Source organism: Lysinibacillus sp. 10T31, from assembly GCF_056394365.1.
This window is the reverse complement of record NZ_JBFTHS010000004.1, coordinates 22,251-37,131: the sequence shown is the minus strand read 5'-3', so window position 1 is coordinate 37,131 and position 14,881 is coordinate 22,251. Positions and strand designations below refer to the sequence as shown.

Below are 14,881 nucleotides of genomic sequence, written 5' to 3'. Positions count from 1 at the left end.
GGGCTTTAATAACTTGTTTCAGTAAATAACATAAAAGCCGAATGAATCTCAGGGATCACATTCGGCTTCTTCAATATGTACGTAAATTTGAGAGCTTAAAGTAAAATACCTGAAATTAATCGATATGCGATTAATTTCAGGTATATCTTTGTCTGCTCAGTTAATCATACAATTGCGTGTTATGAACGTAGGGATTTTTAATGGGAAATTAAATTACCACTTACGTTTACGTGCAGCTTCTGATTTCTTTTTACGTTTTACGCTAGGTTTTTCGTAGAACTCGCGCTTTCTAACTTCTTGAATTGTACCACTTTTTGATACAGTACGTTTGAAGCGGCGAAGAGCATCTTCAAGCGATTCGTTTTTGCGAACGACAGTTTTTGACATCTCTCTTTCCCTCCCTCCGAACACACGTCAATACACAAGTAGGCAAATAACCAACTGTTGTGTACTAAAGAATTATAACGTATTGTCTAAAAATGGTCAATAGAAAGTATACGAATTAATCCAATGAATTTTTGGTTTTATTAACTTAAGAATTTTCAGCTTGCTTTTGGACACCATAAACATACAAAGTAATCAATTATGCCTCGGCATAATTGTAGCTGTCGTTTCGCTTTCACACAGATAAATTGCCACAGGACGTGGCGTTCTTAGACTGAGTTCCTTTATTTCAGCGGATGTTTTGTACACCCGTTGAAAGAAGTAAATTAAAGGTTCATTGAGGAGAAAAAATGAAAACATTTAAAAATAAATTAAATCCTCCAAAAATACTTGTGCTAGGCTTTGCCGTCATTATTTTAATCGGAACATTTTTGTTAATGCTCCCCATTGCATCGGTCGATGATAAAGGTCTTTCATTTTTAGATGCTTTATTTACCGCTACCTCTGCTACCTGTGTAACAGGACTGGTTGTTGTTGATACCGGTGATACATTTTCGATATTTGGAGAATTAGTTATTCTTTTTCTTATCCAAATTGGCGGATTGGGCTTTATGACGTTCGCGACGTTTTTATTTTTGCTATTAGGAAAAAAGATTTCTTTAAAAGAAAGGCTTTTGTTAAAGGAAGCATTTAATAACGTTACAATTGCTGGTCTGGTCAAATTGGTTAAAAGGATACTGTTATTTACAGCACTGATTGAATTTACAGGTGGCTTAATTTTATCTATTCGTTTTTCGTTCGATATGCCAGTAGGTAAAGCCTTTTATTTCGGATTTTTCCATGCTATATCGAATTTTAATAATGCAGGATTTGATTTAATGGGTGGCTTTAAGAGCTTAACAGAGTACGTAGACGACCCTTTCGTCGTAATAACTATTTGTGCCCTTATTACGATTGGAGGCTTAGGGTTTATTGTTATAAATGAACTATATGAATACCGTGAAACGAAACGACTTTCAATGCACACAAAAATTGTATTAACTACAACGCTCATTTTAACAGTCGGCTCGACACTTTTAATTTTCTTATTTGAATACGGAAATAGTAAAACCATTGGGCAACTATCTGGATGGGGCAAAATTCTTGGTTCATTATACCAAGCAGTTACACCAAGAACTGCTGGCTCTAATACCCTCCCTATTAGTGATTTAACACATTCAACATTATTTTTAATAATTTGGCTAATGTTCATCGGAGGCGGTTCAGGATCAACTGCTGGTGGTATTAAAATAACGACTTTTGCTGTTTTAGTTGCTACGATGTGGTCTCAAATAAAAGGGCAAGAAGATGTTGTGCTTTTTAAACGTAGAATTGTTCATGAAACGATTTTAAAAGCTCTAACAGTCGCAATGTGCGGGATGATGATAGTCGTAATTGTTACCATTGTCTTAAGTATTATTGAACAACGTCATAGTTTTATGATGTATTTATTTGAGGCCACTTCTGCATTCGGTACAGCTGGACTTTCGATGGGGCTAACTCCCGAACTATCAACTGGTGGCCGTCTTCTTATCATATTAACTATGTTCGCAGGAAGATTAGGCCCTTTAACAATTGCTTTTGCCATCACAAGTCGTCGAAAAACAGGGGCTTTCCGTCATCCAAAAGGAAAGATTATGATTGGTTGAGACTCCCTCCTAAAGGGACAAGCTGACTATTGAACAGCTCTCAGGTTGGGGTATCCCAATACCCCTCCCTATCCAGTGCATWTAGCAGATAGGGCTCRCTACTGTTACCATAGCGTATAGTTGGTGTTTTARCGTCTTTTTCKTGACGACACATATTGTTTTACCGATAGCATGAATTAGGCTAKMSAACCTTATACAATATCCAATTTTCCATGAACGAGCGTGTGTTAAAGACTTTTACTTGTCTATACATGGAGGATAACACCCTTTCAGACAAGTAAAATAACAAAAGCTACCTCTTGTCTGACCTCACTTTCATCCCATGTCTAAAGACGGACTACACCCAGCATGGGCTTTCTCGTTCAGAAAATCGGTAACCATGATAAAGGAGCAAAGAGTACAAATGACAATCAAACAATATGCTGTCATAGGTCTAGGTAGGTTTGGTGTAAGCGTTGCCCGTAGATTGTATGAAGCTGGGCATGAAGTTTTAGGAATCGATATTAATGAGGAAAGAGTCGAAGATGCCGAACCTTATGTTACACATGCAGTAGTTGCTGATACGACAGAAGAAAAAGCACTAAACTCTATAGGGATAAGAAATTTCGATTGTGCCATTGTCGCCATTGGTATAGATATGCAATCAAGTATTTTAACGGTCTCCTTATTAAAGGAGTTAGGAATCAAAAAAATAATTGCAAAGGCTCTTGGAAAAAGACATGGACAAGTTTTAGATAAGGTTGGCGCTGAATGGGTTATTTACCCTGAGCGAGATATGGGGGAACGTGTAGCCAATCAGCTACTTTCACCAAATATGCTAAACTACATTGAATTGTCAAAAGAATACAGTATAGAGGAAATTATGATTCCTTCTAAAATGGCTGGCCAAAATCTACGGGATTTAGACATTCGAGCTAAATATAATGTCAGCGTTATTGCCATAGTTCGAGATGGCAATATTACCATTTTACCTTCCCCTGATGAGATTATTGAGCAAAAGGATATATTAGTTATGATTGGTCATAGAACGGATCTCACTGTATTTTCAAATATTGAATAGAAAAAAGCAAAAATAAATTAGGCTGCATCAAAAGATAATTTCCCTTTGAAACAGCCTGTGATATTTGTTAATTACACCTCGGCATAATTGCGTCTGGAATCGACATTGTGCTTAGGCCTGCAAGTTTTTTTGCGCGAGAGCGTAGCGTCAGCAGCATGATGTTGGTCACTCAGTCGTGTGTTGTTGTTGTTGCTGCTGTTGTTGTTGTTCGCTTCGCTTTCGCACAGATAAATTGCCACAAAGACGTTCATTGATTGAGTTCCTCTATTTCAGCGGTTTGAAAGAAGTTAAAAGACTTTCTTGCTATCCCTATCGTCTTTTAGAATCTCTACAGCCTCTCTGAAACGTAGAGAATGGACGATTTCACGTTCGCGTAAAAATTTCAAGCTATCATTCAAATCAGTGTCATCTGATAAATCAATAATCCACTGATATGTCGCTCGTGCCTTTTCTTCAGCTGCAATATCCTCATACAAATCAGCAATTGGATCCCCTTTAGCCTGAATATAAGTTGCCGTAAACGGTGATCCTGCTGCATTCTGATAAAATAATGCCCTGTCATGATTGGCATAATGTTCTCCAAGACCTGCCTCTTTAAGCATCTCTGGAGTGGCATCCTTCGTAAGTTTATAAATCATCGTGGCAATCATTTCTAAGTGAGAAAATTCCTCTGTAGCTATATCTGTTAACAAACCAACCACTTTATCAGGAATAGTATAGCGCTGATTCATATATCGAAGTGCTGCTGCTAATTCTCCATCTGCACCACCATATTGCTCAATTAAATACTTAGCTAGCATAGGGTTACATGTACTCACCCTTACTGGATACTGGAGCTTCTTTTCGTAATACCACAAAAATAATTCCTCCTAGTTACTCATAATCAATTATGCCGATGCATAATTGCATCCGGAACGCTACCTAAAACATTTGTAGCTGCCGCTTCGCTTTCGCTACCAAAAACGACAGAAGTTAAACTTGCCATGGCCAAGGTGTATCTACCCAATTAAAAGGATAATTTGAATAACTTCTCCCAAAATTCATAAGCGGACCAAATTGCTGTTCAAATTCAACCTTAAGTCGCATACTTATTTCGGTGTTTTCATTAAATTGCTGAATAGCATCATAATCGTGAGGATGAGTATCTAAATAAAGATTTAATTCCACTATTACAAAATCAATGGCTTGTATTTCTTCAAGTAGCATATAAAATTCTTGTGGCATCTCTTTACTCATTTTTCATCCCTCCTTCTTGGGGATTTGGGTAAGGGCTAAATAATTGAGGCCATAATGTGCCGGATCTGAGAGCTTCTTTAGGGGTTTGATATTGTGGTAGCCCAGGCGGTTGAAAACTCATATACAATTGGGGCGGTGTAGAAAAACTTTTAACCTTTATAGGTGGACATGGATCGAATGGGCTAATAAAAGGCTTCCAATATTTATATTGAGTAAACATTGTATCCTCCCTTCTGTATTCAATTACATCAGTGGAGTATATGAGGTAGGTGAAATTTTTATTCAGATTATTGTATTTAGAGGTTGTCGCATGACTAGAAAGGTAGTCACTAGCGTGCCAAGACCACATAAAGAAACTCGCATTTTGAAAATGCGAGCTGAATTTTGTAGCTATTGTGCACTTTTATATAGTTACACCAAGAAAATATCCTATAGATATAAAAATAATTACCCATGTTAACGCTCCAAAACAAGCGAAAGCAAGATAAGTCCTAAATTTCATCTGGGTTATTCCAGACATGTAACTTGTTACATGTCTAATACCTGGAACATAATACCCTATAATTATTGTCCATGGTCCGAAACGATGAAACCATCGTTCAACTTTAATAAACCGTTTATTATTGAGACCAATCCATTTTCCATATTTTAATATTATAGGTTTCCCCAATTTATTACCAATTAAATAGCTAATTATCATACCAGTAGATGAGCCAAGAAAGCTTAAGAAAATACTCAATATATAGTTTAAATGCCCCTCATGACACATAAATCCCACAAACGTCATCAAGATCTCATCGGGAATGGGTAAGCCTATTATTCCTAAAGATAAGAGTAGAAATATAGCAAGATATCCATATTGACTTATAAAACTGCTTATGAATTCCACGGATAGTTTCTCCTTTTTTTAATACAATTCGTTACCTATATCATCAAATATCATATATTCCCCTACTTACTACTTACATAAAACATCTGTAACTGTCTCTGCGCTTTCGGTACAGGAAATAACTGCTGAAAGAAGTTAAAAATAGAGAGGAAATTCAGATTAAAAAATAGTAATCGACGAATGATTGACCCGTTAATTTTACGCATTCAAACTTACGCGAAATTCTATGTTATCGATGTTACTAAGTTATGTAAGAATTTGGATCTAATCTAAACAAAGTTCTTATAAAGAAAAAATTTATCAGTTCACTATTCAAGATTTTTTTATCTATAAAAAATTTGATTTTCAACCATAAAAATTATCATATTCCTCCCATTACATTTTTGCAATTACTCTCCATAATACATCATCTGCTATAAGTTAAAAAGAGGGGTTTTGTGGATGAAACAATGACAATAGATCAATTGGTTAAATATTTGTTATAAATGTTTATCAATTTGCTTAAATTTTAATGTTGAGGGACTTCAATTGTGGGGGTTAAAGGGTTGTAAAAATCTAAATACAAATGGGGCTAGTCCATAAAGAACAGCCCCGTAACATTACCTATAAGTATTTTTCATTACTATTAATAATTAGAATCTGCAATTAATCCGTTCATAATAGCAACACCAGAGCTTGCTCCAATACGAGTTGCTCCAGCCTCAATCATTTTTTTCATATCCTCTAAGCTTCGTACACCACCAGATGCTTTTACACCTAAATCTGGGCCTACTGTTTTACGCATTAACGCTATATCTTCTGCAGTTGCGCCTCCAGTAGAAAAACCTGTTGATGTTTTCACATAATCCGTACCTGCTGCAACTGCTAGCTCACATGCTTTTACTTTTTCTTCGTCAGTTAGAAGACAAGATTCAATAATTACTTTTACAAGTGCATTGCCTTTTGCCGCTTCAACAACTGCAGCGATATCCGCTTGCACAAGGTCATAGTTTTTATCCTTTAAAGCACCGATATTTATAACCATGTCTACCTCTTTAGCACCGTTAGCAATCGCATCTTTCGCCTCGAATGCTTTAACAGCTGGCGTATTAGCGCCTAAAGGGAAGCCAATTACAGTGCAAACTAAAACATCTGAGCCTTGTAAAAGCTCACTGCTATATTTTACCCAAGTTGGATTTACACAAACAGAAGCAAAGTTAAATTGTTTTGCCTCTGCACACAGTTTTTCGATTTGCTCTTTTGTTGCTTCAGCCTTTAATAATGTGTGATCAATCATACGCGCGAAATTTTGTTCCATTTTTATTAAACTCTCCTCTATCAACAAGTTGTACGTACCTCTTGGAATCATAACATTTTTTAACGTTGCCGTCTAATTTCTTTCTAGTTAGATGAATTCAATAAAAGTACTTAGAAGATATCTTTTTAAAAATATAGTAAAACACCGTCCAAAGCTTGTTCGAACGGTGTTTCTCTTCATAGTGACCTATTTTATTTTACAGTTTCTAAAACACGAACAAATTGTCCTTTAGAATGAGGATATCCAGCTTGAGTAATTTTCACCTTCACAAGCTGACCGATTAGGCTTTCAGGACCTTCAAAGACTACTTTTAAGTAATTATCTGTATAACCAGTTAAAAGCCCTTCTTCATCGCTTCCATCCACGAATTCTTCAGGAATTACCTCTAGTACTTGATCTTCAAAGCGAGAAGCATATTCCTTTGCCAATTGGTCATTTAATGCGATTAATCGGTGAACACGCTCGTTTTTAATGTCCTCGTCAATTTGGTCCTCCATGCGAGCTGCTGGTGTACCTGTACGTGGAGAAAACGGGAATACGTGTAATTCAGAAAACTTATGATCACGTATAAAGTTATATGTTTCCATGAACTCTTCCTCAGTTTCTCCTGGGAAACCTACGATTACGTCAGAAGTAACAGCTAAGTCTGGTAAAGCTTCATGTAGTTTAGTTAAGCGTTCACCGAAGAACTCCATTGTATACTTACGACGCATACGTTTTAAAACTGTATCAGAGCCAGATTGGATTGGAATGTGTAAGTGATTAACAACGATTTTTGATTCACGTAAAACTTCAATCACTTCATCTGTTAATTGACTTGCCTCAATCGAAGAAATACGAAGACGTTTTAAGCCTTTCACATTTGCCTCTAAGTCACGTAGTAGCTGAGCTAAATTGTAATCTTTTAAGTCTTGTCCATAACCGCCTGTATGAATACCAGTTAGAACAATTTCAAGATACCCCGCATCCACAAGTTGTTGTGCTTGGTTCAATACTTCTTGAGGATCTCGAGAGCGCATCAACCCACGTGCCCACGGAATAATACAAAACGTACAGAAGTTATTACAGCCTTCTTGTATTTTTAAAGATGCGCGTGTACGGTCTGTAAATGCAGGCACATCTAGTTCCTCATAAACACGATTTTTCATAATGTTGCGTACAGCATTAATTGGTTGGCGTTCAGTAAGATATTGGTCTATGTAGCCAAGTAATTTTGTACGATCCTGCGTTCCTACAACAATGTCCACACCAGGAATCGCCATAATTTCAGCTGGAGATGTTTGAGCGTAACATCCTGTTACACAAATGACAGCGTCTGGGTTTTGACGAATAGCTCGACGGATAACTTGACGTGATTTTTTATCCCCTGTATTCGTTACAGTACATGTATTAATGACATAAATGTCTGCTTGACGATCAAACTCCGTACGTTCATAGCCTTCTTCTTTAAATAGCTGCCAAATCGCTTCTGTTTCATAATGATTCACTTTACAACCTAGAGTATGGAAACTCACGATTTTCGGTCGCTCGTTACTCATAATATATATCATCCTTTCAAGAGTACACTACAATAAATTAAATTATCAACGTGTCTTATAATAGCACAAATAAATATAATGAGCCTAGCTTTTTGGCTAAGCTTATTTTTTTGAATAAAAAAACAGGCATCATAGTATTGAGTACCTGCTTGTTCATAGGCTGTTCCACCAAAACCAAAAACAGCTATTTTATCCTTCTTGATCCATTTATTTTAATTAAGACACATGCTATTCCCCACATCATTTTACAACCCTCTCGCTCCTCCCAATACACCCTTGTAAGAACTCAATTCCTTTGGTTATTAAATTGCAAAAAGGCAGTTGAAAATTAGATTCACCCTAACATTCAACTGCCTACTCATGTATTGGATTTTATTAGTGCATTATATATTCTATGGTTGTTTTTCTAAATACATTTTTTATAGAGAACTACCTTTACTTGTTCTGCTCCTCTAAAAACTAGAGTTTAGCTAGGAGGAGTAAGTCCGAAAAGATTAGGAGTTATTACATTAGTGCCAGCTCCAAGGCGGACTTGTTGAACTTGCAGTACTTTTACAGTAAGCTCTAGCACGATTTTTTCACGTAACGTGCTGAAAGTCCCTTCTGGTGCTGCCATTTTTGGTGAGAAATCAAGTTCAAAGAAGTTTGCAGCTACTAACTCGCCAAATGGTTGTTCATTGTATTTAACGAGATTTTGGAAGAAAGCCTTATCCAATCGAGCATCCATTTGCGTTTTTTCATTAAGGAAGTTCGCTTCGGCAAACTCGGAAATCCCTAAGATCGGAGTAGAGCCTCCAGGTATTTGAGGGAAAGTAAGGTCTGTAAAACCAGAAAACGGGACATCGGCAATCCTATCACGAAGTGCCCCATTACATGCTGATGATGCATATTCTATATTTTTGCGAATATGTCCCGCTACAAACAATTTAGCTCTTGTTACCGCAAAAAAGTCAGTGTTGTCAATACGTGTAAAAGCAACCGGTACTAATTTAACTTGATTTAAGAATACATTTTTTTTCACTCTTTTGATTTCAGTTGCTGCAGGAGTGAGCGTAATATCCGACTCCACAACGATTTGAAGTGTTGGTTCTGAAAGTACCACCGGAACTTTAATAGTTGGAGCCGTAACCGGTGTAGCGACTACTGGAGTAGTAGCACTAGTTAAAGGCATTTGTTCAGTTGATGCCACTGGGCAAGGTTCGCCTTTACAAACTTGATTAACTTGACTATCTAATTGTTCACTCAAAATGTTCCCTCTTTTCATTTTTTTTATGAGGTTACTCATATCGCTAGAATATGTAGGGAATTAATCCATACATGGACATTTACACTAGTTTTTTTAAAAAAGAGTTTTTTGAGCAGAGATAAAAGTTCAAGCATCCTTTAGATCTTTGGCACTCGAATTTTCTGTGCCTGTAGCAAATGAATGATTATTTCTAATACTATGTTTTGACACATTTGATTTGAATGAATTAATGACTCATTTTGTGCAGGTACTGCATTCCCAATGTGAGATGCTGAATATTCAATACTCTGATGAATATAACCTTCAATAAATAAATTCCCCCTCAATGCTGAACATGTCCCATTACCTAATGATTGAGAAATCTGAGTTGGAACGAATTTACAATTGGTTAATATTACCTCGTTCGAGATATCTTTAACTCCCACAATTCCTTTTTCAAATACGATATTCTCTTCAAGGCATATTTCTATTTTATATTCACCTACTACAACTGGAGCTCTAATATGCATAAAGTCATCGGAACCGTAAGAGTGATGATTGGTTTCTCCTTTTTTAATTGATTGTGTGTTATGTAAGGGAACTACAACCGATTTAGACGGATTACTCTTCTGATTATTTTTATCATAAGTATCAGTTTTCATTAAAAATATAATTTCATTAATTTTTGAGTGAACCAACTGACAATCAGGTTGTTCAGGATAATCCGTTGTAGTACTAAATAGTTTGGTTTCAAATTGCGGAGTAAGATGATTGTCTGGATCAAGAAAATCAAATGTATTTTTAACAACCTCACCACAGATAGGAGCATGAAGAAAATCATCAATTTCTACGTGAGTAGAGAATGGGCTCTTTTTAGTTTTAGAATATACTTTCCCTTGTACTGACTCAGGAAATGCATTAACACGATCTGTAAAATTGTTATTCTCCATCTCTTCTGTATCAATAAGACATATTATTTTCTCCCCAACATCAAATTCAGAAGGACTGCAAATTTCACGTTTAGAGTCTAGTTGGGCTGCAAAATCCTGTTCTTTAGGCTTAGTTTCTTCTGCATCGTCTGAATCCAGGGGATCATTCATTTCATCCCCTATATTAGTTTCAGAAGGAAGGGGTAGTTCACAATCGGAATCTAGATAAGATGCAAAATCCAGTTCTTCCACAGGCTTGGTTTCTTCTGCATCTTCTATATTAAGGAGATCATTCATTTCATCCTCTATATTAGTTTCAGAAAGAATGAGTAGTTCACGATCAGAATCTAGACAAGCTACAAAATTCTGCTCTTCCACAGGCTTGGCTTCATCTGTATCTTCTGAATCAAGGAGATCATTCATTTCATCCCCTACATTAGTTTCAAAAGGAATAAGTAGTTCACAATTGGAATCTAGATGGGTTACAAACTTCTGTTCTYCCACAGGCATGGTTTCATCTGCTTCTTCTGTATCAAGAGGTTCATTCATTTCATCCCCTACATTAGTTTCAAAAGGAATRAGTAGTTCACAATTGGAATCTAGATGAGATGCATAATTCTGTTCTTCCACAGGCTTGGTTTCATCTACATCATCTGTATCAAGAGGATCATTCATTTCATCCCCTACATTAGTTTCAAAAGGAATGAGTAGTTCACAATTGGAATCTAGATGAGATGCATAATTTTGTTCTTCCACAGGCTTGGTTTCATCTACATCGTCTGTATCAAGAGGTTCATTCATTTCATCCCCTATATTTGTTTCAGAAGGAATGAGTAGTTCACAATCGGAATCTAAATGTGATGCAAGGCTAGTTTCATTTTCTTTTTCTATATCAAGGAGATCATTTATAAAATCGGAATAAGGAGAATTTTGTTGCGATGCTTGATCCATTTCGATGGGTTCAATTTGACAATTATTTTTTTGTTTGGAACTTATCTCTTTCATCACTTTATAGTTAATCCATGGAGTTTGCATTAGTTCACTCCCAAATAATGTTTTTGATAAATATTGTGCAACATTTGATCCGTAAAATCCTACGATAAGAGAAACATGTTCAAAATCGTTTTCTTCAGGAAAAACTCACGAGGTAACCCGTTTTCATTTACTTACGTTGCCATGATGAATAGGGATTGGTAAAAAAACTGCCATTTTCATTATTTCTAATGTTTGATAACAGCTAAACACTTTTTCTTCTATTTTTGTTCGAATATATGATAGATGTGTATAGCTTTTAATGAATGCCAATGCCCCTTTTTTCGAATATTGTCAAACGACATCATTATGAGCTACTTTTATTTTGATCTAAGATGTTGCACTTATAATTACAATCCATTTTATGCTTAATTTTCACTTTTGTCACAGAGTACTTTCCAAATCTCAGGTAGCAATTAAAATACCTATGTGTTTGAGAGACAATAGCACCCAAAATTTTATCTATCCACTATTTTGTTTTCAACTCAATTATTTGATAGCATCTTTTAATACAAAAAGCAGTTGAAAGTTTGATTTAACCGAACTTTCAACTGCCAACTCAAATTTCAGATTTTTTCAGTGCCCTCGAAATGCCCTTTCTTATCTGTTTTGCTCCTCTAAAAACTGAGATTAACAACTAGGATTAGAAGAAGGAGGAGTAATAGACGGACTAGGTGGAGGAGTAAGCCCTGTAAGAACAGGAGTTATAACATTAGTGCCAACTCCAAGGCGAATTTGTTGAACTTGTAGTACTTTTACAGTAAGCTCTAGCACGATTTTTTCACGTAATGTGTCGAAAGTGCCTTCTGGATCTGCCATAACCGGTGAAAAATCAAGTTCAAAGAAGTTTGCAGCTACTAACTCGCCAAATGGTTGTTCATTGTATTTAACTAGATTTTGGAAGAAAGCTTTATCCAATCGAGCATCCATTTGCGTAGTTTCATTAAGGAAGTTCGCTTCGGCAAACTCGGAAATTCCTATAATCGGAGAAGGGCCTCCTGTTGTTTGTGGGAAAGTAAGGTCTGTAAAACCAGAAAACGGAACATCGGCAATTCTATCTTGGAGTGGAGCGTTACATGCTGCAGTAGCATATTCTATATTTTTGCGAATATTTCCCGCTACAAATAATTTAGCTCTCGTTACCCTAAAAAAGTCAGTGCTGCCAATACGTGCAAAAGCAACAGGTACTAGTTTCACTTGATTTAAGAATACATTTTTTTTCACTCTTTTGATTTCAGTTGCTGCAGGACTAAGCGTAATATCCGCTTCCACAGCAATTTGAAGTGTTGGTTCTGCAAGTACAACTGGAACTTTAATAGTTGGAGTCACTAACGGTGTAGCGACTACTGGAGTAGTAGCAGTAGTTAATGGTATTTGTTCTGTTGATGTTACTGGACAAGGTTCTACTTGATTAACTTGAACATCTAATGGATCACTCAAAAAATCCCCTCTTTTCATTTTTTTAATATTTGAGAGCGCTCAATATTAGAATATGAAGCACTTAAAACTATACATGGACTTGTATACTAGTTTTTTACTTATAATAGAAATGAAATTTTTGAGTTGAGCATTGTTTTAATGGGGATTTTACTAAAAAATCAAACCTATTCTAACGAGTTTATTGACTACAATGTAAAAGAGCCGATTCAATTTTTTTGAATCGGCTCTGTTTGTTAGGTTTATTAATAAAAAAAGTCATTGATTGTGGTTATTGCCTATTCTTTCAAACCTTGCCACAACTGCACTTACACGTAATTTATTGCAGTTTACCCATGCACAGCCATTGTTTGAAAAGCATCGTTTGACAAGGCTAAATGCCTATTTCATTCAAATTCATAAGATATTGCAGACAGTGCATAGAGTGGCGCTGTTTCTGCTCGTAAAATTCGGGGTCCTAATGACATCGTTTGGGCACCAGCTTGAAGCAGTGCATCGGCTTCTTTTCTAGCAATGCCGCCTTCTGGACCAAAGATAATAAGTATTGATTTCGACTTCTTGTTATACACGTTTTTTAGTTTCTCCGCAAATCTTGTGCGTTTTTCTGCTTTTGCATCTTCTTCATCCGCTATAAAAACGGCGTCGAAATTGTCCACTTGTTCTACTAGCTGTTTAAAAGAGATTGGTTCATAAATATTCGGGATATGTGTACGATGGGATTGCTCAGCTGCTTCTTTTGCAATTTTTTGTAGACGCTCTTGCTTTTTGGCACCCTTCTTTTTATCCCATTTAACGATGGAACGCTCTGCTTCAAAAGGCAATAATGCAAACATTCCAAGCTCTGTTGCCTTTTGTGTAATAAGTTCTAGTTTATCGCCCTTCGGCAAACCACATGCCACTGTTACATGAACAGGTAACTCTGGAGAAGGAATAATTTCACCCGTAGTTTGAATGTGTACCTCATCTGCTTCAAAGGTTACAATTTCACAAATATGGGCGGTATTTTGCGCAACTACAACAATTTTGTCGCCCTCTTTCATACGCATTACTCGTTCAATATGTCGCGCATCCTCTCCACTAATACGTGCTTCCTCAATGGTCGTCTCAATAAAATAACGTTGCATGTTACCATACTCCTTTATAGCAAGAAGAGAAAACGCCAAATCGCCAGCACTCGGCTCACGATTTGGCGCTTCCTCAATCAATTTATTGTGGTCGACGGGCAATGATCGCTACCCAATCTTCCATTAGTAATACTTCTTCGATTACAAACCCTGAAGCTTCTAGCGCTACTTTTACATCATCACGTTTCGCGCCAATGATGCCTGAAGTGACATATAATCCACCTGGTTTAACAACTGAAAATGCATCGTCAGTAAAGGACATAATAATTTCTGCTAAAATATTAGCCACAACGACATCAGCTGGTTCCTTAACTGTATCCAATAGATTTCCATGGAATACAGATACTTTATCATCTACTTTGTTTAACGCAGCATTTTCTTGTGCTGAACGTACCGCTACTTCGTCTAAATCTAGTGCATGTACGCTCTTAGCTCCTAGTAAGGCTGCACCAATTGATAGAACGCCTGAACCTGTACCGATATCGATAACCGTATCTCCCTCTTTTACAACCTTTTCAAGCCCTTGTAAGCACATAACAGTTGTAGGGTGTGTTCCTGTACCGAAAGCCATACCAGGATCTAATTCAATAATTAATTCATCTGTTGATACTGGTACATATTCTTCCCATGTTGGTACAATTGTAAAGCGTTCAGAAATTTTTACAGGATGATAGTATTGCTTCCATGCTGTTGCCCAATCTTCCTCGTTAACCTCCACAATCGATACAATATTTTCACCAATATCGATATTGAAGTTCGTTAGATTTGTTATAGCCGCCTTAATTTCTTCGACTGTTTCATTTAAAAAACTAGACTCCGATAAGTAAGCCTTAACAATAACACCATCTTTCGGAAAATCCGCTTCATTTAGCGCATAAATTTCACCATACTGATCCTCTCGTGGCTTAGCAAATTCAGCAGAATCCTCAATAACCACACCACTTGCTCCTGCTTCATGCAAAATATTCGAAATTGCTTCTACCGCTTCATTTTTTGTATGAATGGATAATTCTGACCACTTCACGTAGTTTTTCAGCTCCTC

Annotated in this window: 14 protein-coding genes; 2 read left to right on the top strand and 12 right to left on the bottom strand. The window is 36.6% G+C overall.

Translation table 11 applies throughout. The features are described from left to right. Window positions 1–213: 213 nt before the first annotated feature. Window positions 214–387: a 30S ribosomal protein S21 gene (gene rpsU / locus AC1DCY_RS03510; protein ID WP_004227078.1), complete on the bottom strand. Its 174-nt coding sequence runs from the start codon at window positions 385–387 to the stop codon at window positions 214–216. A gap of 347 nt (window positions 388–734) precedes the next feature. On the opposite strand from rpsU, the gene AC1DCY_RS03505 reads away from it, so the two are divergent. Next, window positions 735–2,072, top strand: a complete 1,338-nt coding sequence (locus AC1DCY_RS03505) for a TrkH family potassium uptake protein (protein ID WP_477347487.1) — start codon at window positions 735–737, stop codon at window positions 2,070–2,072. Window positions 2,073–2,475: 403 nt separating this feature from the next. Further along, entirely contained in the window at window positions 2,476–3,132 is a 657-nt protein-coding gene (locus tag AC1DCY_RS03500; RefSeq protein WP_477347485.1) for a potassium channel family protein, read from the top strand. Window positions 3,133–3,419: 287 nt separating this feature from the next. Here AC1DCY_RS03500 and AC1DCY_RS03495 read toward each other — a convergent pair whose 3' ends face one another. The 11 genes from AC1DCY_RS03495 to prmA form a co-directional block, all read right to left on the bottom strand. Further along, window positions 3,420–3,989 (bottom strand): manganese catalase family protein, encoded by a 570-nt coding sequence (locus AC1DCY_RS03495; RefSeq protein WP_053595235.1) that lies wholly within the window; start codon window positions 3,987–3,989, stop codon window positions 3,420–3,422. Between the two features lie 115 nt (window positions 3,990–4,104). Then, window positions 4,105–4,368 carry a spore coat protein CotJB gene (locus AC1DCY_RS03490; RefSeq protein ID WP_477347484.1) on the bottom strand — a complete coding sequence of 88 codons (264 nt, stop codon included), beginning with the start codon at window positions 4,366–4,368 and terminating at the stop codon, window positions 4,105–4,107. Further along, a complete protein-coding gene (locus AC1DCY_RS03485) occupies window positions 4,361–4,588 on the bottom strand; it encodes a spore coat associated protein CotJA (RefSeq protein WP_477347483.1) in 228 nt (75 codons plus the stop codon). Before AC1DCY_RS03485 ends, AC1DCY_RS03490 begins: the two co-directional genes overlap by 8 nt. Before the next feature lie 183 nt (window positions 4,589–4,771). Beyond that, window positions 4,772–5,257, bottom strand: a complete 486-nt coding sequence (locus tag AC1DCY_RS03480) for a DedA family protein (RefSeq protein ID WP_477347481.1) — start codon at window positions 5,255–5,257, stop codon at window positions 4,772–4,774. Window positions 5,258–5,882: 625 nt separating this feature from the next. After that, window positions 5,883–6,554 carry a deoxyribose-phosphate aldolase gene (gene deoC / locus AC1DCY_RS03475; protein WP_477347479.1) on the bottom strand — a complete coding sequence of 224 codons (672 nt, stop codon included), beginning with the start codon at window positions 6,552–6,554 and terminating at the stop codon, window positions 5,883–5,885. A gap of 191 nt (window positions 6,555–6,745) precedes the next feature. Beyond that, window positions 6,746–8,092 (bottom strand): tRNA (N(6)-L-threonylcarbamoyladenosine(37)-C(2))-methylthiotransferase MtaB, encoded by a 1,347-nt coding sequence (gene mtaB / locus AC1DCY_RS03470; RefSeq protein WP_477347477.1) that lies wholly within the window; start codon window positions 8,090–8,092, stop codon window positions 6,746–6,748. A gap of 466 nt (window positions 8,093–8,558) precedes the next feature. Beyond that, a complete protein-coding gene (locus AC1DCY_RS03465; protein ID WP_477347475.1) occupies window positions 8,559–9,338 on the bottom strand; it encodes a CsxC family protein in 780 nt (259 codons plus the stop codon). A gap of 137 nt (window positions 9,339–9,475) precedes the next feature. Further along, window positions 9,476–11,281: a BC_2427 family protein gene (locus tag AC1DCY_RS03460; RefSeq protein WP_477347473.1), complete on the bottom strand. Its 1,806-nt coding sequence runs from the start codon at window positions 11,279–11,281 to the stop codon at window positions 9,476–9,478. Window positions 11,282–11,908: 627 nt separating this feature from the next. Next, window positions 11,909–12,718, bottom strand: coding sequence for a CsxC family protein (locus AC1DCY_RS03455; RefSeq protein WP_477347471.1), 810 nt, complete (start codon window positions 12,716–12,718; stop codon window positions 11,909–11,911). A 383-nt stretch (window positions 12,719–13,101) separates the two neighbouring features. Continuing rightward, a complete protein-coding gene (locus tag AC1DCY_RS03450) occupies window positions 13,102–13,839 on the bottom strand; it encodes a 16S rRNA (uracil(1498)-N(3))-methyltransferase (RefSeq protein WP_477347469.1) in 738 nt (245 codons plus the stop codon). Window positions 13,840–13,921: 82 nt separating this feature from the next. Continuing rightward, entirely contained in the window at window positions 13,922–14,863 is a 942-nt protein-coding gene (gene prmA, locus AC1DCY_RS03445; protein WP_477347467.1) for a 50S ribosomal protein L11 methyltransferase, read from the bottom strand. Between the last annotated feature and the right edge of the window lie 18 nt (window positions 14,864–14,881).